Annotated in this window: 17 protein-coding genes; 9 read left to right on the top strand and 8 right to left on the bottom strand. The window is 68.6% G+C overall.

The genetic code is table 11. The features are described from left to right. Positions 1-109 precede the first annotated feature (109 nt). Complete coding sequence (locus tag FND50_RS09795; RefSeq protein ID WP_112299545.1) at positions 110-676, top strand: hypothetical protein; 567 nt, start codon at positions 110-112, stop codon at positions 674-676. A 6-nt stretch (positions 677-682) separates the two neighbouring features. Here the strand turns inward: FND50_RS09795 and FND50_RS09790 are convergent, their stop codons facing one another. Both FND50_RS09790 and FND50_RS09785 read right to left on the bottom strand, forming a co-directional pair. Continuing rightward, positions 683-943, bottom strand: coding sequence for a hypothetical protein (locus FND50_RS09790; protein WP_005238337.1), 261 nt, complete (start codon positions 941-943; stop codon positions 683-685). Between the two features lie 123 nt (positions 944-1,066). Continuing rightward, a complete protein-coding gene (locus FND50_RS09785; RefSeq protein WP_260850955.1) occupies positions 1,067-1,333 on the bottom strand; it encodes a hypothetical protein in 267 nt (88 codons plus the stop codon). A gap of 132 nt (positions 1,334-1,465) precedes the next feature. Between FND50_RS09785 and FND50_RS09780 the strand changes: the two genes are divergently transcribed. Next, complete coding sequence (locus FND50_RS09780; protein ID WP_005256776.1) at positions 1,466-2,008, top strand: DinB family protein; 543 nt, start codon at positions 1,466-1,468, stop codon at positions 2,006-2,008. A gap of 195 nt (positions 2,009-2,203) precedes the next feature. On the opposite strand, the gene FND50_RS09775 is transcribed toward FND50_RS09780, so the two are convergent. From FND50_RS09775 to FND50_RS09760, 4 genes are read right to left on the bottom strand one after another with little or no spacing between them, the layout of a single operon-like run. Beyond that, a complete protein-coding gene (locus tag FND50_RS09775) occupies positions 2,204-4,423 on the bottom strand; it encodes an alpha-galactosidase (protein ID WP_144285617.1) in 2,220 nt (739 codons plus the stop codon). Continuing rightward, positions 4,420-5,355 (bottom strand): carbohydrate ABC transporter permease, encoded by a 936-nt coding sequence (locus FND50_RS09770; RefSeq protein WP_144285616.1) that lies wholly within the window; start codon positions 5,353-5,355, stop codon positions 4,420-4,422. Before FND50_RS09770 ends, FND50_RS09775 begins: the two co-directional genes overlap by 4 nt. Further along, entirely contained in the window at positions 5,355-6,278 is a 924-nt protein-coding gene (locus FND50_RS09765; RefSeq protein WP_144285615.1) for a carbohydrate ABC transporter permease, read from the bottom strand. The genes FND50_RS09770 and FND50_RS09765 overlap by 1 nt, the downstream gene beginning before the upstream one ends. Positions 6,279-6,333: 55 nt before the next feature. Further along, on the bottom strand, positions 6,334-7,629 hold the full coding sequence (locus FND50_RS09760; RefSeq protein WP_144285614.1) for an ABC transporter substrate-binding protein: 1,296 nt from the start codon (positions 7,627-7,629) through the stop codon (positions 6,334-6,336). Between the two features lie 230 nt (positions 7,630-7,859). On the opposite strand from FND50_RS09760, the gene FND50_RS09755 reads away from it, so the two are divergent. The 7 genes from FND50_RS09755 to FND50_RS09725 all read left to right on the top strand — a co-directional run bounded on the left by FND50_RS09755 (position 7,860) and on the right by FND50_RS09725 (position 16,569). Next, positions 7,860-9,938, top strand: coding sequence for a beta-galactosidase (locus FND50_RS09755; protein ID WP_144285613.1), 2,079 nt, complete (start codon positions 7,860-7,862; stop codon positions 9,936-9,938). Then, positions 9,935-10,741, top strand: coding sequence for a DeoR/GlpR family DNA-binding transcription regulator (locus FND50_RS09750; RefSeq protein WP_144285612.1), 807 nt, complete (start codon positions 9,935-9,937; stop codon positions 10,739-10,741). The genes FND50_RS09755 and FND50_RS09750 overlap by 4 nt, the downstream gene beginning before the upstream one ends. Further along, positions 10,728-11,894 carry a galactose-1-phosphate uridylyltransferase gene (gene galT / locus FND50_RS09745; RefSeq protein WP_144285611.1) on the top strand — a complete coding sequence of 389 codons (1,167 nt, stop codon included), beginning with the start codon at positions 10,728-10,730 and terminating at the stop codon, positions 11,892-11,894. Before FND50_RS09750 ends, galT begins: the two co-directional genes overlap by 14 nt. Beyond that, positions 11,891-13,081 (top strand): galactokinase, encoded by a 1,191-nt coding sequence (gene galK / locus FND50_RS09740; RefSeq protein WP_144285610.1) that lies wholly within the window; start codon positions 11,891-11,893, stop codon positions 13,079-13,081. The genes galT and galK overlap by 4 nt, the downstream gene beginning before the upstream one ends. A 28-nt stretch (positions 13,082-13,109) precedes the next feature. Then, complete coding sequence (locus tag FND50_RS09735) at positions 13,110-14,192, top strand: ABC transporter ATP-binding protein (protein ID WP_144285609.1); 1,083 nt, start codon at positions 13,110-13,112, stop codon at positions 14,190-14,192. A 22-nt stretch (positions 14,193-14,214) separates the two neighbouring features. After that, complete coding sequence (galE, locus tag FND50_RS09730; RefSeq protein WP_144285608.1) at positions 14,215-15,207, top strand: UDP-glucose 4-epimerase GalE; 993 nt, start codon at positions 14,215-14,217, stop codon at positions 15,205-15,207. A gap of 111 nt (positions 15,208-15,318) precedes the next feature. Continuing rightward, complete coding sequence (locus FND50_RS09725; protein WP_397494161.1) at positions 15,319-16,569, top strand: DUF2252 domain-containing protein; 1,251 nt, start codon at positions 15,319-15,321, stop codon at positions 16,567-16,569. An 11-nt stretch (positions 16,570-16,580) separates the two neighbouring features. Here the strand turns inward: FND50_RS09725 and FND50_RS09720 are convergent, their stop codons facing one another. Further along, entirely contained in the window at positions 16,581-18,077 is a 1,497-nt protein-coding gene (locus FND50_RS09720; protein ID WP_144285606.1) for a dynamin family protein, read from the bottom strand. Beyond that, a complete protein-coding gene (locus FND50_RS09715; RefSeq protein ID WP_005560811.1) occupies positions 18,074-19,918 on the bottom strand; it encodes a dynamin family protein in 1,845 nt (614 codons plus the stop codon). The genes FND50_RS09720 and FND50_RS09715 overlap by 4 nt, the downstream gene beginning before the upstream one ends. Positions 19,919-20,026 lie beyond the last annotated feature (108 nt).

The following is a 20,026-nucleotide window of genomic DNA, read 5'->3' as shown; positions in this document are numbered from 1 at the left end:
GATGCCCACATTTTGTTCGGGCGCCGTGTTTCGGCGCCGCGTTTCGGGGCCGCCGACACGGACCCGCGCGTCGGCCCGCCACGGTACGGCAGGTCGATAGGATCGCAGCGTGACGACACCCGAGCAGCCGCCACGCCGGCCGGAACCGCCGCGACCCGTACCGCCGCGTCCGGAGTTCGCGGTCACCCCGCTGCGCGCCACCCCCACCGATGCCACCCCGAAGGCGGTCGCGGTGTCGCTGTCCGCCTGGGTGGGATCGTTCGTCGTTCTCGCCGGAATCGCCGGGGCCATCGCGCTCGACCTCGGCGCGGTCCGCGACGCCCTCGAGGCCTCGGTCGCCGCGGACAATCCCGGGGACTCCGCGACGGACATCACCGACACGGTGAACCTGACGCTGATCGGCAGCGGCGCCATCGCCGTCGTCCTGATCCTCCTCGGACTGCTGGGGATACAACTCCTGCGTGCCCGGAAACCGGCGGGCCAGATCACCCTCGCCGTCGTCGGCGTCCTCAGCGCCGCCGGCGGGGTGGGCCTGTGGACCCTGCTGTCGGACGCCGGTGACGCGACCGCGGGTGTGCTGCAGTGGGCGCCGCTCGCCTACAGCGCCCTCGTCGCGGTGGGAGTGCTCGCCCTGTTCGCTCCCGGTGTGTCTCCGTGGCTGCGCCGGAACCGCTGACCGGACTCACACCTGGCACGGATCGGTGCTGCCGTGGAACTCCGGGTCGGGGTCGTATTCGCGGTTGGACGTGCCCGAATACTCGGGATCGGGGTCGTACTCGTCGTTGGTCGTCCCCGTGAAGTCGGGGTCCGGGTCGTACTCGTCGTTGGTCGTGCCCTCGTAGGAGGAGTTGCAGGCCGGGTGGGCGGCAGCGGTCTGGGTCACGGACGCGGCGCCGAACACGAGAGCCACGGCTGCCAGTGCGGTCATCGTCGTGCGGATCATGATGATTCCTTTCATCGGTGGGCTGATCATCGGTGGGCTGGGCGGACCCAGAAGAGAGAACCGAGCGGGGTCACCCGTGTGCGGGCTGGTGGGGCATCGCGGGTTCGCCCGCGCCGATCCGGCTCACCCGGCGACATCGGCGTGACGCGTCACCGTGGGGGTACCCACATCGGGGCGCGCGACACCCGGCGCGAGCGGCGGAATCGTCAGGGCTCGCCGGAATTCCATCTGCCCGCCGGTGTCGCTCTCGGCGGCGGTCGAGGCGTACGCGAACGTGCCGACTCCCACGGTGACGGCGACGAGGACGGGCGACACCATGCCCCCGAGAACGCGAAGCCACACGCGTCGGCGGGAGGGCCGGGGTGCCGGTCCCGGAGAGTCGAAGTTCATACCGAGAATCCTTCGCGGCGCGCGCTTTCCACGCATCCAGGAAGGCACCCAACTTGGACCCCGAGAAAAACCCTGAGAAGGCCTTCCTAATGAGGACCGTTTCTGACCTCAATCGCTTCTACTCTTCTTCTCATGACCACTTCGCAGAAGTCCCCCGCCACCGGTGAGCGCGCCGACCTCCTCCAGATCCTGCAGGAGCAGCGAGCCACCCTGTTGATCACGGTCCGCGGCATCGACGACGAACAGGCACGGCAGCGCTCGACCGTCAGCGACCTGACGCTCGGCGGACTGATCAAGCACGTGTCCCACACGGAAAAGCACTGGGTCGAAACCATTCTCGAACCCGACGAGAACGCGGAGTTCGACATGGAGTGGGCCATGGAGAAGTACTACATGCGCGACGACGAGACCCTCGAGGGACTGCTCGCCGAGTACGCCGAGGTGGCCCGCGCGACGGAGGCCGCCGTGGCCGGCCTCGACGACCTGGACGTGCTCGTCCCACTGCCCACCGCACCCTGGGCACCCGAGCGGCAGTGGTGGACGATCCGCCGCACCCTGCTCCACATCATCCGGGAGACCGGCCACCATTCCGGTCACGCCGACATCATCCGGGAATCCCTCGACGGCGGAAACACCACCATGCAGATGGGCGCCGACGCGGGCATGGAGTTCTGACCCGCCCGGCAGAACAGACGAAAACACCTCACCGGGTTCGGGTTCCGGTGAGGTGTTCTCTTCGTGTGGCGTTTTCGAGTGTTGACTTACCTCCTGCGGTTCAAACTTTTCGCCGACTGGTGAAAACCATGGTGCCCCGCTGCCGGAACACCGGCTACCTACCCCAGGGTGAATCCTGCCCACCTGGTGCTGCGGCTACGCCTCCGCGGTGACCGAGAGCACGACCACGTCGTCGGGGAAGGACGCGGGTGTCTGCAGACCCACCACCGCAAGGGCCCGGCCCGTCATCGAGACGCCGGGTACCTCGCTCCCCGCGGACAGTCCGTCGGCTCGTCCGCCCGGTGGCTGTACGTCGAACCACGCGGGCGGTTTCAGGCCCTCGTCCGGTGCCCCGGCGAAGACGGGACGCACCCGATAGCGCCGGTCGGGGTCGAGCCCGGGCAGCGTGAACCTGCCCCGCGGTGACACCTCGGAGCGCCCCACGTACGCGAGGAAGAACAGCGCCTCCGCCCGGTCCGCCGCGACCGCACCGTAGACGAGCAGGGTCGGGTCGATCTCGTCGGCCCGCACCATCGTTCCGGTGTGCAGGAGTTCCCGGTGCCGCTTGTACAGGTCGATCCACACCGCGAGCTGTGCGTTCTCGTCGTCGGTGGCGGTCGCGAGATCCCACTCGATCCCGAGGTGCCCGTACAGCGCCGTCCCCGCCCGGAACGACAGGCGGTGGTACCGGCCCGTCGTATGGGAGATTCCGGACGCGATGTGCGAGCCCAGCAGTTCGGGGGGAAGCAGCTGCATCGTCCACCGGTTCATCTGCTGACGCTCGAGCGGATCGATGCAGTCCGAGACCCAGACGCGGTCGGTGCGCTCGAGGATGCCGAGGTCCACCCGCGCTCCGCCCGACGAGCAGGATTCGATCTCCAGTCCGGGGAAGCGGCGCTTCAGTTCGTCCATCAGCCGGTACGTCGCGAGGGTCTGGTCGTGGACGGCGGCGCGGCCGTGCGGTGCGGTGCCGGCGTCGATCAGGTCGCGGTTGTGGTCCCACTTGATGTAGGCGATGTCGTACTCGCCGAGGATCGCGGACATGCGCTCGAGGATGTGGTCGTACGCCTCGGGGATCCCCAGATTGAGCACCTGCTGGTTCCGGGACGGCACGGGCGTGCGACCGCCGGTCGCCATGACCCACTCCGGATGCGCCCGCGCAAGGTCGGAATCGAGGTTGATCATCTCCGGTTCGAACCACAGGCCGAATTCCATGCCGAGGGAACGCACGTGATCGACGAGCGGATGCAGACCGTTCGGCCACACCGTCTCGTCGACGTGCCAGTCCCCCAGGCCCGCCAGATCGTTGCGCCGGTACCTGAACCAGCCGTCGTCGAGCACATAGCGCTCGACGCCGAGCTTCGCCGCGCGATCCGCCAGGTCCGTCAACCGGGCCAGGTCGTGGTCGAAGTAGACCGCCTCCCACACGTTGATCGTGACCGGGCGCACGCGCCGCGGGTGCGTGGGCCGCGACCGGAGATAGTCGTGGAAGCGATGCGCCTGGGCGTCGAGGCCGTCTCCGTAGGCGCCGTAGACCCAGGGCGTTTCGTAGCTCTCGCCGTCCGCGAGCCGTACCTCGCCCGGCAGGAGCAGTTCCCCGCCGCCGACCACCTGGAAACCGGTGAAGAGACGTTCGGCGTAGTGCCGGTGGTTGCCGCTGAACGCGACGTGGGTGCCCCACACCTCCCCGCGACCGAACCCGAATCCGGGCACGCCGACGGAGAGCACCGTCGCGGCGTCCGGGCCGGTGCGTCCCTTCCGTCCTTCGCGTTCGTGGATGCCGACGGTCAGTTCACGGCGCTGCGGGATCCGTTCCTTCCCCCACCGGCCCGCGAAGTCGAGGATCTCGCGGGCCTGCGGCGGGACCGGGAACGCGAGCTGGAGGTCGTCGAGAACGTAGAAGGAGTCGCCCTCGTTCGTGACCTCGGCGCGCGCCCTCAGGAGACCGCTCGGCAGCAGTTCGATGTCGAGGACCAGACCCAGATCGGCCACCGTGTCCTGCGCGGCGACCCGGACCGCGCCGGCACCGACCGCGACGAGTCCCGACCGGTGCTCGACTCCGCCGACCGTGAGCGTGGTGGTCGTGAACAGCGGCGACCAGTCGGCGCCGTCCCGATGCCCGGCGATCCCGGGCTTCCCCACCCACCCGGTGTGGTGTTCGGGGAGTATCGACAGCCGCACCGGGAGATCGACCACGTTGCCCGCCGGGGGCTCGATGTTCGCCTGCGCCAGGGCTTCGACGTCGGCGAGGGTGAGGTCGCCGAGCGCCGCACCCCAGTGCACGATCGCCGGCAACCGTCCCCCGGTGAGGTCGAGCACGGCGGACACGCCGCCTGCGGCGAGGTGGACGTACGCGTGCGGTGGAGTCGCACTCACTTGTTGGCTCCCATCGTCAGCCCGGAAACGAAATGCCGCTGCAGCGCGACGAATACGAGCACCGTCGGCAATGCGACGAGCACCGATCCGGCGGCGAGCAGGTTGGTGTCGGTGAAGAAGCTGCCCTGCAGATTCTGCAGCGCGGTGGTGACCGGCAGCTTGTCGCCGCTGACCATCAGCGCCAGTGCCCAGAAGAAATCGTTGTAGATCCAAGTGATCATGAGCGTCGCGAGCGCGGCCAGAGCAGGACGGCACAGCGGGAGCACCACCTGCCAGTACTGGCGGAACAGCCCGGCGCCGTCCACCGTCGCCGCCTCGAGCAGTTCCGGCGGGACCGTCTTCATGTAGTTGCTCAACACGAACACGCAGAACCCGGTCTGGAACGCGACGTGCACCAGGATCAGTCCCCAGTAGCTGTCGTAGAGCGAGCCCGACGAACTCATCCAGTACGGCAACGGAATCGCGTTGTACAGCCGGAACAACGGGGTCAGCAGCGTCTGCTGCGGCAGCAGATTGCCCGCGATGAACACCGCCAGCATGATCACGTTGAACTTCCACGGGAACCGGGCGAGCACGAACGCCGCCATCGACCCGATGAACAGGATCAGCAGCACCGCCGGGATCGTGATGAGCATCGAGTTGAAGAAGTAGTGCGGGATTCCGCCGATCTCCCACGACTCGGTGTAATTACTGAGCGTGAAACCGCCGACCGACAGGTAGCCGTGGGTGAGGACGTAGTCGTAGTCGCGGAACGAGTTGTAGAGCGCCCACAGCAGCGGGAAGATCCACAGCAACGCCAGCGCCGTGAGAAGGAGGTATATCGCCGCGTGCGCGGTACTCAGCCGGCGCCGGTTGGCCACCGCGGCCGTGTTGCGGGGCCCGGGCCGGTCGACGGGCGCACTGTGGTCGGCGAGGGGTGTCGTCATGGTCATCAGTCGTCGCTCCGCATCACGATCCAGAGATAGAGGGCAATGAACACCAGCGAGATCACGAGCATGATCGTCGCCAGGGCCGAACCGAATCCGACCCGGCCCGCTTCGCCCACGACGTTGGCGGTGACGAGGGCGGAGATGAGTTCGAGTCCGTTGCGGCCCTTGTTGATCACCCACACGAGGTCGAAGGCGCGCAGGGCCTCGATGACGGTGATGACGATGATCAGCAGGTTGGTCGGCTTCATCAAGGGGAACACGATCCGGAAGAACGTGCGGATCGGGCCGGCGCCGTCCATGAGGGCCGCTTCGCGCACCGACGGGTCGATGGCTTTGAGACCGGCCAAGTACAGCAACATGATGTAGCCGGTGTGCCGCCAGCTCGCGGCGACCATGACGGCCCAGATGTTGACGTCGGGGTTGCCGAGCCAGTCGACGTCCGTACCCAGGATGGTGTTCAGCACGCCGCCGTCGGTGGCGTAGATCAGCTGCCACACGAATCCGACCAGTGCCATCGACAACACCACGGGGATGTAGAAGATGCTCTGATACAGCCGGCTGCCCTTCAGGCCCCGGTCGAGCAGGACGGCGAGGAAGATGCCGAGGATCGTCGGGAAGACGAACAGGAACGCCAGCCAGAGGACGTTGTTGTGGAGGGCCTGCTGGAACGGTGGGTACGCCTGGACGGCGTCGACGTAGTTCTGCGGGCCGATCCACTCGATGGTGGACGTGCCGCCGATGCCGTCCCAGCGTGCGAACGACAGGATCACCGTGAGCACGGTGGGAATCCACACCAGCCCGATCACGATCGCGGCGGGCAGCCCGAGCATGACGGCGATGGTCCACCGGTCACCCCGGCTGCGCCGGACCTTCGGCGCCGGGATCCTGGGTTCGGTTCCGGTCTGGGGAGGAACTGTGCTGGTCATGAATTCACCTGACCTGTCGGGACCGTGATGGTGGTCGTTGTCTTCTCGTGTGCTCTCATTGCCCGAACACCGCCGCCTTCTGACGCTCGATGCTGCGGACCAGGCCGTCGACGTCGTTCGGGTTGCCCAGGAACTGCTGCATCGCCGGAATCATCACGACGGACGCGAAGTCGGGGCGGGTGTCCCGGTCGAGGAACTGGGTGATGGACCCCGCACCCTGGACGAGGGCGGCCGACTTCTGCACGAGCGGAGGGAAACTCGACAGATCGGCATCACGGTGCGCGGGTATCGCCTGGGGGTCCTGCTTCGCGTACGCCACTGCGGCGTCGGCGCTCGTGAGGAAGGAGAGGAACTGCTGCGCCCCGCCGAGGTTGCGCGGGTCCTTGCGCATCATGAATCCGTCCATGGGCGCCTCCACCGCCGAAGTGCCGACGGCGGAGTCGAGTTCGGGGAACGCGAAGAAGTCCAGATCCTCGCGGTCGGGCCCCGCCGGGAAGCTCTGTGCGACGAACATGCCGGCCACCAGCATGCCGACCTCCTTGTTGAGGAGTGCCTGCTGCGCCTCGGACATCTTGCGGCCCAGCGGTTGCGGCTGGTGGAACGGGAGGATCTCGCGCCAGGTGTCGAACACCGACCGGACGCGGTTGTCGGTCCAGCTCACGTCGCCCGCGAGGAGGGAGCGGTGGAAGTCGACACCGTTGAGGCGCAGGTCGAGGTAGTCGAACGTGCCGAACGGCGGCCAGCCGTCGCGGACGCCGAATCCGATCGGGGTGAGTCCGTCGGCCTGCATGCGCTTGGACAGGGTCACCCAGTCGTCGAACGTCTTCGGCGGCGCGTAGCCGCGCTGCTGCCAGAGGCTGGGACGGTAGAACACGGCCCAGGGGTAGTAGAAGAACGGGATCAGGTACTGCCGGCCGTCGGTTCCGGTGGACGCCTCGCGGAAACTGTCGCTGAAGCCGCTGCCGTGCGCTTGCCACACCGAGCTGACGTCGTCGACGAGGCCCTTGTCGGCGAAGTACTTCATGCGGTACCCCGACATCCAGGTGAAGACGTCGTCCGGGGTGCCCTGCAGGTAGTTGTTGACGTTCTCCTGGAACGAGGTGGAGTCGACGGAGTTGATCCGCACGGCGCCGCCGGTCTGCTGCTGGAACATCTCGACGACGTCCTGGACGCCGAGTTTGGCGTTCTTGTCCGACAGCCGCGATCCGAGGGTGATCACGTGGGGGTCGACACCGCTCGTGCACCCGGACAGCAGGCCCGCCGTCGACAGGGCGCCCGCGGCGCCGAGCGCGGCCTTGAGAAAGGTGCGCCGGGAGGGTTGCCACGGGTGCGGCAGCTCGTTTCGGTTCATGGTGCCCTTTTCGATTGAGTACCGGGGTGGTCGGAGTCGCTCACCACCTGATCGAAATCGAACAACTTCGATCACATTTCGGTGCTGTCGCCTCACGCACTTACGTGATTCAGGTTACAAAATCACGCCGCACCGCGCATTGTCAACCAGTTGTTAGCGCTTTTACCTGCGTAAGTGCAGAAATGTTCATTCGTGTTGACTTTTGAACAGCGATCGGACAGATTGTGAGCATGCACACAGCGAGCGATTCCGGCGGGCGGCACCTGCGGTGGCCGACCCGGGGTATTTCCTTCGGCGGTGACTACAACCCCGAGCAGTGGCCGGAAGAGGTCTGGCAACGCGACGTCGAACTCATGCGCGAGGCTTGTGTCGACTTCGCCACCGTCGGCGTCTTCTCCTGGGCCCGGCTCCAGCCCACTCCGGACACGTGGGATTTCGGCTGGCTCGACCGCGTCCTCGACCTCCTGCACGACGGCGGCGTCCGCGTCGACCTGGCCACCGCGACCGCGTCCCCACCGCCGTGGCTCACGACCGCGCATCCCGAGGTCCGGCCCGTGGACGAGCGTGGCTACCGGTACGAGATCGGCAGCAGGCAGACGTGGAGCCCGAGTTCCCCGATCTACCGCGACCACTCCCTCGTCCTCGTCGAGAAGATGGCCACCCGATACGGCGGCCACCCCGCACTCGCGCTCTGGCACGTGTCGAACGAACTCGGCTGCCACAACTCACGCTGCTACTCCCCCGACAGCGCGCGGGCGTTCCGGCGGTGGCTGCAGCGTCGCTACGGCGACCTCACCGAACTCAACCGGGCGTGGGGCACGACGTTCTGGAGCCAGCACTACAGCGACTGGAACGAAGTGGTGCCGCCCGCCGCGAGCACGACGTTCGGCAATCCCACGCATCTGCTGGACTGGCGCCGGTTCTGCTCGGACGCCCTCCTCGACCAGTACCTCGCCGAGCGGGAGATACTGCGGCGCATCACGCCCGACGTCCCGGTCACCACCAACTTCATGGTGGGCATGGGCTCACCGCAGTCGCTCGCCGGCGACATGAACTACGCGCAGTGGGCACCCGAACAGGACCTGGTGTCCACCGACCACTACCTGGTGGGGCCCGCGACGGGCGACGGCGCCGCCCACCACCGGCTGTCGTTCTCGGCCGACCTGACGCGCGGTATCGCCGGCTCACGGCCGTGGCTGCTGATGGAACATTCGACGAGCGCCGTCAACTGGCAGCCGGTCAACCGGGCGAAGGCACGCGGGGAGATGCTGCGCAACTCTCTCGCCCACGTCGCCCGCGGAGCGGACGGCATCGCCTTCTTCCAGTTCCGCGCATCCGACGCGGGTGCGGAGAAGTTCCATTCCGCTCTGGTTCCGCACGCGGGCACCGACTCCGCGCGATGGCGGGAAGTCGTCCAGCTCGGCGCCGTGCTGCGCCGCCTCGAACCGGTGGCCGGCAGCCGCGTCGAGGCCCCGGTGGGTGTGTTGTTCGACTGGGAGTCGCAGTGGGCGTGCGAGCAGGACGGGCACCCGTCCCGGTTGATGCAGCCCATGGCGATCGCCGAACGCGCCCACCACGCCTTCTCCGGCGTCACGTGTGACGTGATCCCCGCGGACGCCGACCTGAGCCGGTACGCCGTGGTGGTCGTTCCGGCCGTGTACCTGTGCAGCGACGAGGACGCCGCGCGCATCGAGGCCGCGGCCCGCGCCGGCGCCCAGGTGCTGGTCACCGCATTCTCCGGGATCGCGGACCGCGACGATCACGTCCGGCTCGGCGGCTACCCCGGGGCGTTCCGCGACCTGCTGGGTGTCCGCACCGAGGAGTTCTTCCCGCTCGGCGCGGACGAGACCGTCGCCCTCGACGACGGCACTGCGGCCCGCATCTGGACCGAGTATCTGACGGTGTCCGAGGACGTGGAGGTTCTCGCCCGCCACACCGAGGGGCACCTCCAGGGTGTGCCCGCCCTCACCCGGCGTCCGGTCGGCGACGGCGCCGCCTGGTATCTCGCCACCGTCCCCGACACGCAGGGCTGGACGAGGATCGCCGAATCGATCTGCGCCGCAGCCGGTCTCGACCTCCACGCTGGGCAGCACGCCGACGTGGAGATCGTGCGCAGGCGGGGCGAGAACGGGTCGTGGCTGTTCGTCCTCAACCACACGACCGAGAAGGTGACCGTCGAGGTGTCCGGCACCGACCTCGTCACCGAACGGGTGGTCGACGGACCGCTCACGCTGGAACCCGGCAGCTGTGCTGTGATTCGCGAAGACAGCGCCGACACCGGCGCCCGGACCCGAAAGGCGGACGCATGATGCTCGCTCGTCAGCGCCAGCAGGTGATCCTCGACGAGGTCACCGCGCACGGTGCGGTAAAGGTCGTCGACCTCGGCGCGACACTCGGGGTCTCCGACATGACCATCCGGCGCGACATCAACGAACTCGTCGAGCAGGGTCTCGTCGAGCGGGTGCACGGCGGGGTCACCCTGCCGCGGTCGGCGAGTGTGCACGAACCGGGGTTCTCGGCGAAGTCCGAACTCGACCGCGAGGCCAAGCAGGCCATCGCCCGCGCCGCCGCCCGGCTGGTGCGCCCGGGCACGTCGGTGGGCATCTCCGGCGGCACCACCACGCACGCCCTCGCCCGCGAACTCCTCGACGTCCCCGACATCACCGTCGTCACCAATTCGCTGCCCGTCGCCGACACGTTCCACGAGGGTGGCCGCGACGACCAGACCATCCTCCTGACCGGTGGTCAGCGCACCCCGTCGTTCGCTCTGGTCGGGCCGCTCACGGTCGCCGCGCTGCGCGGCATCCACGTGGACATGCTGTTCCTGGGGACGCACGGGATGGGGATCGACTCGGGACTCACCTGCCCCAATTTGATGGAAGCACAGACCAATCAGGCGCTCGTCGCGTCGTCGCGGCGGGTCGTGGTGCTCGCCGACCACACGAAGTGGGGTGTGACCGCGTTGGCGAACACGATCCCGCTGTCCGACGTCGACATCCTCATCACCGACGCCGGGCTCGAGCGCGCCGCCCAGGAAGCTCTTGCCGACCACGTCGGCGATCTCGTGGTGACACGGGAGAACCGGGAAGGACCCACCGATGACCGTGCGTGACGAACAGGAGGCGCGGGAGACCGGCACACGGCTCCGGATGCGCAAGACCCGGACGACCCTCGCGGACGGCCGCGAACTGATCTACTTCGACGACTCCGAGCCGTATGTGTCGGGCGGCGCCACCCGCGAACTGGTGGATTCACGGCCGCTGCCGCCGGCGGTGTCGCAGTCGCAGATGCGCTTCGACGTGCTCACCGGGGAGTGGGTGGTCATCGCCGCCCAGCGGATGGACCGCACGTTCCTGCCGCCGCCGGACGCGTCGCCGCTCGCCCCGAGCATGCCGGGCAAGGCGCCCACGGAGATTCCGGCCGACGACTACGACGTGGTGGTGTTCGAGAACCGCTTCCCGTCGCTGGCGACGGGCGCCGCCGAGCAGGACCTTCCGGACCGCGTCGACGGAGAAGCGTTGTGGCCGTTGGCACCGGGGGCGGGCAGGTGCGAGGTCGTGTGCTTCACCAGCAACCCGGATGCCGCGTTCTCCACCCTGAGCGTCGACCGGGTCCGCACCGTCGTCGACGTCTGGGCCGACCGCACCGCCGACCTGTCGGCGCTGCCGGGGGTCCGGCAGGTGTTCTGCTTCGAGAACCGGGGCAAGGAAATCGGCGTCACCCTGACCCATCCGCACGGGCAGATCTACGCCTACCCGTACCTGCCGCCCCGCACGGACGCGCTGATCCGGCGCTCCCGCGAGCACTTCGAGAGCACCGGGCGACTACTGCTCGCCGATGTCCTCGACGCCGAAACACGATCCGGCAGGCGCGTGGTCCTGGCCGCCGAGCACTGGACCGCGTACGTTCCCGCCGCCTCGCGCTGGCCGCTGGAGGTGCATCTCGCACCGCACCGCGACGTCCGTGACCTCACCGAACTGTCCGACGACGAGCGCGACGAACTCGCCCACGTCTATCTCGAACTGCTGCGCCGGGTCGACCGGTTCTTCGACGGCGTCGACGCCGTGCCGTACATCGCCGCGTGGCACCAGGCGCCCGTCGGAGAGGACCGTCCGCTCGGACGCCTGCACCTGCAACTGTTCTCGATGATGCGTTCCCCCGGCCGGATGAAGTACCTGGCGGGATCCGAGTCCGGGATGGGGGCGTGGGTCAACGACACCACCCCCGAGCGCATCGCCGACCGGCTGCGGGAGGTGGCGTCGTGAGTGCGCCGCAGTGGGTCACCCCCGTCGACCCCGACGCGGTCGCAGGTACCGCCGAGGCGTTGTTCCGCAGCACGTTCGGCGGCGCCGCGGACGGCGTCTGGACTGCACCAGGCCGGGTCAACCTCATCGGTGAGCACGTCGACTACGCCGGCGGACTGGTACTGCCGTTCGCCCTCCCCTACGTGACCGTCGTCGCCGTCCGAGTACGCGACGACGGGATCCTGCACGCCGTGTCCACGCACACCGGCGAGTCCTGGCACGGTCCGCTCGACGACGTCGCCCCGGGCCACCCGGCCGGCTGGGCCGCGTACGTCGCCGGAGTGGTGTGGGCGCTACGCCGGTCCGGGCATCTCACGGCGGGAACCGGTTTCGACGTCGCGGTGCATTCGACGGTCCCCGTCGGCTCCGGGCTGTCGAGTTCGGCCGCACTCGAGTGCGCCTTCGCGCTCGCCGTCGCCGACCTCGCCGGACTGCCCACGGACGGCGCCGGCCGCCGGCCGCTGATCACCGCGTCCATCCGTGCGGAGAACGAGATCGCCGGCGCGTCCACCGGCGGCATGGACCAGTCGGTTGCGATGCTCGCCCGCCCCGGTCACGTCCTGCTCCTCGACTGCCGCGGCGGCGCGACCCGGCACGTTCCGCTCGACTTCGACGCCGCAGGCGCCCGACTGGTCGTCATCGACACCAACGCGCCGCACCGGCTGGTCGACGGCCAGTACGGCAACCGGCGCGCCACCGTCGAGAAGGCCTGCGCCGACCTCGGCGTCGCCACACTGCGTGACGTCGCCGACGTCGACGCGGCCGTCGCGGCGCTGAGTTCCCCGGCAGCGCAGCGGGTCCGGCACGTGCTCGGCGAGATCCGTCGCGTCCGGGAGGTCGCCGACCTGCTCGACCGCGGCCGGATCACCGACATCGGCGACGCCCTGAACCGCTCGCACGCCTCGTTGCGCGACGACTACGAGGTCAGTTCCGTCGAACTCGATTCCGCCGTCGACGCGGCGCTGGCGGCCGGCGCCTGGGGTGCGCGGATGACCGGGGGCGGCTTCGGCGGCTCCGCGATCGCCCTCGTTCCGGCCGACCGGATCGACGCCGTCGCCGAGAACGTCGTCCGCCGAGCCGAATCCGCCGCCCTGCCCACGCCGCAGTTCCTGTCCGCCGAGCCGTCGGGCTCGGCGCACCGACTCTGAGATCCCCTTCCACGACCAGGAGAACACCATGGCACGAGTCACGTACGACGCAGCCACCAAGATGTACCCCGGTTCCGATGTGCCGGCCGTCGATTCACTGAACCTCGACATCGAGGACGGCGAATTCCTCGTCCTCGTCGGCCCGTCCGGGTGCGGCAAGTCGACGTCCCTGCGGATGCTGGCCGGTCTCGAGGACGTCGATTACGGCGCCATCCGCATCGGCGAGAAGGACGTCACCGCCCTCGCGCCGAAAGAGCGCGACATCGCGATGGTGTTCCAGAACTACGCCCTGTACCCGCACATGACGGTCGCGAAGAACATGGGCTTCGCCCTCGAGATCGCCGGCATGGACAAGAGCGAGATCGGCCGCCGCGTCGAGGAGGCCGCGAAGATTCTCGACCTCGGCGACTACCTGAACCGCAAGCCGAAGGCACTGTCCGGCGGGCAGCGCCAGCGTGTCGCGATGGGCCGGGCCATCGTCCGCAACCCGCAGGTGTTCCTCATGGACGAACCGCTGAGCAACCTCGACGCGAAACTCCGGGTGCAGACCCGCACCCAGATCTCCCTGTTGCAGCGCCGGCTGGCCACCACCACCGTGTACGTCACCCACGACCAGGTCGAGGCCATGACCATGGGTGACCGCGTGGCCGTCATGAAGGCGGGCATCCTGCAGCAGTGCGCGAGCCCGAAGACGCTGTACGAGAAACCGGTCAACAGTTTCGTCGCCGGGTTCATCGGATCACCGGCCATGAACCTCTTCGAGGTCGACGTGGTGAACGGCGCCGCCCGGATCGGTTCGCTGTCGGCGCCGATCGAGCGGTCGGCACTGAACGCCGTCGACACCGCCCAGGTGGTCGTCGGAATCCGCCCCGAGGCCTGGACCGTGTCCGACCAGGGCACCACAGTGAAAGTGGACGTGGTGGAGGAACTCGGCGCGGACGCCTACATCTACGGGCGCATCGTCCGCGACGGTGAACTCGGCGGCCACGACATCGTCGCGCGCGTCAGCGACACCCCGTCCCCGGCCAAGGGCGACGTCATCCGGCTGGCACCGGACCCCGCCCGCCTGCACTACTTCTCCCCGACCACCGGACTGCGGCTGGGCGACTGAACACCCTCCGAAGGAGTAACAAGTGAAACTTCTCGTCACCGGCGGCGCCGGTTACGTGGGCAGCGTCTGCGCCCGGCGGCTGCTCGAGTGCGGCCACACGGTCGTGATCGTCGACGACCTGTCGACCGGCAACGCCGACGCGGTGCCTGCGGGAGCGGTATTCGTCGAAGACGACGTCGCGAGCGCGGCCGAACGGGTTCTCGGCGGCGCGGAGTTCGACGGCGTGCTGCATTTCGCCGCCCGCTCCCTCGTCGGCGAATCGGTGGACAGGCCGGAGGCGTACTGGAACGCCAACGTCGTCAAGACCCTCGCCCTTCTGGAGGCGATGCGCTCGTCCGGTACCGGCCGGCTGGTGTTCTCCTCCACCGCAGCGACGTACGGTTCTCCCGAGTCCGTGCCGATCACCGAGGACGCTCCGACCCGGCCGACCAACCCGTACGGCGCCACCAAACTGGCGGTCGACCACGCGATCACGTCGTACGCGGCGGCGCACGGTCTGGCGGCGTGCAGCCTGCGCTATTTCAACGTGGCGGGCGCGTACGCCGGGCTCGGCGAGAATCGCCTGGTGGAAACGCACCTGATCCCGCTGGTGCTGCAGGTCGCTGCCGGGCAACGGGACGAGATCTCGGTGTTCGGCGCCGACTGGCCCACCCCGGACGGCACCGCCGTCCGCGACTACATCGACATCCGCGACCTGGCCGAGGCGCACGTCCTGGCGCTCGAGTCGGCCCGGCCGGGCACCCATCGCATCTACAACCTCGGCACCGGCACCGGGTTCAGCGTGCGGGAAGTGATCGCGTCCTGCGAACGCGTGACGGGCCGGACCATCACCACCCGGGACGCCCCGCGCCGCGCCGGCGATCCGGCGGTCCTCGTCGCGTCGGGTGCACGGGTCCAGGCCGAGCTGGGCTGGCACCCGCGGCACACCGATCTCGACGAGACCGTCGCCGCCGCCTGGGCGTATCAGCAGTCACTGGGCGGGCGACAGCGCTACCGTGATTCGGTGTGGTCCTGACGAGGCGTGCGGCGGCGGGTCTGCCGCGGTAAGGAGGCGGGTGTGGACGACACCGATGCTGCGCGGCAGAGGCGGATCGTGGAGGTCCTCGTCGAGACCTTCGCCGACCTGATGGAGGCGGACCCGAGCGCGTTTCGCACGAAATTCCGGAAGATGGCCGCCGATCCGTTCGCCTTCTACCGCGGCAGCGCCTGCCTGTTCTACGACGATCTGCGAAACTTCGACGATCCGTGGGCGGACGAGCGCACCGGCCGGGTGTGGATTCACGGCGATCTTCACCTGGAGAATTTCGGCACGTACATGAACTCGGAAGGCACCCTCGTCTTCGACGTCAACGATTTCGACGAGGCGTACGTGGGGCACTTCAGCTGGGATCTTCGTCGCTTCGTCGCGAGTCTGGCCCTGATGGGCTGGCAGAAGGCCCTCCCCGACAAGGACGTCCGGGCGCTGGCCGAGACGTATCTGCGCAGTTACGTCGAGCAGGTCCTGCAGTATGCGCGGGAAGAGGCGGACGAGGCGTATGCGTTGCGCCTGGACAATTCGCGCGGTGCCATTCACGATCTCCTGCTGAGCGCGCGCCTCGCCACCCGGGTGGACCTGCTCGAGTCCGCCACGGTGATCGAGGACTACGACCGGCGTTTCCGGCGGGGCCGCGGTGTCCGCGAACTCGACGAGAAGGAACGCACGATCGTGTGCGAGGCGCTGGACAAGTACATCGAGAGAGTGCCCCGCAGCAAGCGATCCGCGCGACCGGTGTTCTACCGGATCAAGGACGTGGTCGGGCGGAAGGGTTTCGGAATCGGCAGCGCCGGCCTCCCGGCGTACAACGTACTCATCGAAGGAGCGACCCAGGCCCTCGAGAACGACATCGTGCTCTCCCTCAAACAGGGCAACGTCGCCGCACCGAGCCGCATCGTCGACGAACCCGCCGTCCGCGGCTACTTCGAGCACGAAGGTCATCGCACCGCGGTGAGTCAGCGGGCCCTGCAGGTTCACACGGATCCGCTGCTCGGCTACACGGAGATCGACGGCACCGGTTTCGTGGTCGCCGAACTCTCCCCGTACGAACTGGACCTGGACTGGTCCGATCTCACCGAGCCGGAGGACATCACGCCGGTGCTCGAGGATCTCGGCCGGGCGACCGCGAAGGTGCACTGCGTCTCCGACGAGGACAGTAACCAGACGCTGGTCACGTTTCAGACCGAGGACGCCGTCCGCAGTGTCCTCGACGGCAGGCTGGACGAATTCGTCGACGAGATCGTCGAATTCGGCATCAAATATGCCGAGGTGAGCCGCAGGGATCACCAGCTGTTCGTGAACGCGTTCCGGGAGGGTGAGATCACCGGCGTGTCCGCGACCTGACACGGACGGTCTTACAGGCGAACCGTGTTCAGCTCCTCGAGCACACCCTCCGCGCTGCGGGCCGCCACGGTGCAGGCCCGCGCCGTGAACTGGTCGAGCAGCGGATGCCGGGCCCGTTCGCGCCACTTCCGGACCGCGGCGAGTGCCCGCATCCGCTGCAACTCGACGGAGTCGTCGCCGTCGGTGCCGAGTCGTTCGCAGATCTGGATCCCGAAGCCGCCGATCAGGCGCTGCAACTCGGCCACGTCGTCGGCGGGCAGTCCCACCTCGGTGGACCGCAGCCGCCCGAGCAGCCGCAGTTCCTGGAAACCGTGCACGTCGGAGAGCAGTCGTTCGGCCGACAGCAGGATCTCGCTCGCGCCCGGCACGGGATGTGCCGTGAGTACCCGCTTGAGTGCCACGAGGGCCGAATGAGTCTTCAACTGGTCGGCCCGCTGCCCGAACTGGATGTCGATCACCTGACGCAATTCGTCGAGGCCGCTGCGTTCCACCAGTTCCGCCGCCAGCGTCGGCGAGTCCTTGGTGCCCAACCGGATCAGGGTCACCGCCATCCGGATCCCGAAGAGCCCGAAGCGGTCTGCCAGCTGAGCCCGCATCCGGGCGTCCACGGGAAGCGGACTGTCCTCACGCGCGAACCGGTCGGCCGAGAGCATCGCCAGGTTCAGATCGTCCACCGGGACCTCGGCCAGATGCTGGAACGCGGTGAACTCCGCCTGACGCATCGTGCGCGCGCCGAGCGCCAGCAGACCCGCGACGGGGACGACGGCCTGACACAGCCCGGTGCGCTCGAGCTCGCCCGCGAACCGGGACGCCACCTCCTTCGCGGACATCATGGCGTCCAGGCGTCCCGCCCCCACCTCGTCGGCCCGCGACACGACACCGACCACCCCGAGCGGTCCCGATTCGTCGCCCACGTGGTCGCCGATCTGACCGAGGAACTGGACGTCGGTCGCGTTGAGCGTGCGCAGCAGGTAGACGACGGCGTCGGCGCCGGACGCCTCGTTGTCGGGTGTGAGCATCTCGAGGGTGCGGGCCGAGACGTCCCGCGACAGCGAGGACGTGCCCGGGGTGTCGATGATCGTCGTGTGCGCCAGGGCGGACGACGGCCACTCCACGTCGAGGCGGTCCACCCGGTCAGCGGTGAGGTGGCCGAGGTCGAACGTGAGATGTCCGTCCCGGCGCAGCACCGGGACGTTGGCGGAACGCTGAGCGCCGCTGCCGTTGTCCGGCTGATACCAGGCCGTCACGGTGGGCGTCGACCCGCTCCGATACCAGGTGACGACGCGGGTGCACTCGGTCGCGTCGGTGGGCGCGATATCCTGCCCCACCAGGGAATTGAGCAGAGTGGACTTGCCGGCCTTCAGCGAACCGGCCAGGGCCACGCGCAGCGGTTGTTCCAGTCGCCGGGCACATTCGGTCAGCTGATCCCGAATCTCGGGTCTGCCCGCGTACAGCTGCCGGGCGGACGCGATGAGTGCCCGGGCTTCGTGAAGTGGAGCGGCCGTCATGCCGTGACCGCTCCCGCGTCGCCTGCGACGAGTTGCGCGGCTTGCTGTTTCAGTTCGGATGCGACGTGGAGATCCTTTTCGAGCTGCGCGATCCGACGGGTCCGTTCGGTGGACTCGAGGTTCGCCGCCTCCTGCGCGCCGCGCAGCGAGTCGTTGATCGACCGCAGCGCCTGCTCGGCGATCGCGCTGAAATGATCGCGCAGCAAGCGCTGGATCGACCGGAGCCGATCCTTCGACTCCTTGCCCACCTGGAAGCTGGCGTCGTCGGCGAACCGGCGGATCGCGGCCTTCGCCTCGGCACGCCGCTTCAGGATCCGGCTCTCCTTGTCTTCCCGGTACGCCTTGGTGCCGAGGAGGACTCCGGCGCCGATCGAGATCGGATTGACCAGGGCCATCCCCATCATCGTGGTGATCAGACCGAACATGAGGACGCCGCCGTACGATCCGCGCATTCCGACGAGAACCTTCTGCGTGATGCCGATGCGTCCGGCCTCGAGGTCCGCGAGCGAGGCCACCGGTTCGAGAACACCGTCGACGTTCGCGACGTCCAGGTGCGGCAGTTCGACGGCACCCGTCTCGGCGAAGTGCTGCGCCACCACCTCGGCCAGCCACAGCGCGCGGTCGTGGGCCCAGACGAAGTTGTCGCCGATCGCGGTGGCGAATTCCTGCTCGAGCCACTGGCCCAGCGCGTCCCAGTCCTTGCCGGGGTCGCCCTCGTCTACGGTCTCCTCCGCCTCACGGGTGACGCGGCGCAACCGGTCCCGGAGGTCGTGGTCGATGTCTGCGGCCAGGTCGGCGATGCCGTCGCCGAGCGTCTGCTGCCACAGCGACGTCTTCTTGTGCAGCTCCTCGGCGGCGGCCTTCGCCTTCTGCAGTTCGGCGACCGCTGCGACGCCCTTCGCCGGATCACGCAGGGCGGCAAGCTCACTGCCGATCCCCAGGGTGAGATGCTCGGCCGCGGAGGACACGTCCAGCGACACGGCCCGCCGTGTGTTCGCCTCCGCCCGCGCCACCACCCGTTCGCGCAGGAACGCGTACAGGTCGACGAAACCGGATTCGGTGTTGAGTTCCTCGTCCTGCAGTCGCAGCGCGTGCGACCGCAGCACCGAGGAGATCGGGATCAGGGGAACGTCGAGACCGGCGCGCGCGAGGTGCCCGCGGTCGGCCTCGACGATCTCGCGCCAGTGCGGGTACAGGTCCGTCTTGCTGATCAGGCACGCCACCGACGGGCACAGGCTGGTGACCTGACGGATGAAGCCGAGCTCCGGTTCGGTGAATTCCTGGCTGGCGTCGGACAGAACGAACACGGCGTCCGACGCCGGAATCAGCCCGAGTGTGCTCGCGGCGTGCGGGTTGCCGGCGCCGCCCACGCCGGGCGTGTCGACCAGGACCAGACCGTCCGCGAGCAGCGGGCTCGGGACGTTGACCTCGACCCGCAGCACCTCCCGGCCCTCGGCGCGGGGCGAGGCCGGCGTGATGCCGTTCAGCTCGTCGAGCGGAAGAGGAACCCGGATCGGGTCGGCGCCCGGATCGGCGAGGAGCAGTTCCGCCGACGCCGTCTCGGCGTTCTGGACGACGGTCGGGATCGCGGTGGTCTCGTCGTCACCCACCGAGCACACGGTGAGGTTGAGAAGGGAGTTCACGAACTGGCTCTTGCCCTGCTTGAGCGGTCCGACCACCACGATCCGCATCCGCGGGTCCTGCACCCGGGTCCGGGCCGAGTCCAGGCGCTGCGCCAGATCGCCGCGACCGAACCTCTTCGCCACGTCCAGGGCCTGCTCGAGCAACGCCGTCATCGACTGGGACCCGGCTGGACTCTTCTCGGCGGCTGCACTGTCCATGAGCTTCGTTGACCCGCAATTCTTCCGACCTCTGCGCGGACACCTGTTCGGTGCGCCGACACCCGACTGTGTGTGAAACAGCCCCGCACGCATAACGCGTCCGGGGCT

This window comes from Rhodococcus sp. WB9 (genome assembly GCF_007558985.1).
Classification (GTDB): Bacteria; Actinomycetota; Actinomycetes; order Mycobacteriales; family Mycobacteriaceae; genus Rhodococcus_F; species Rhodococcus_F opacus.
This window is presented reverse-complemented; position numbering and strand designations above follow the sequence as displayed.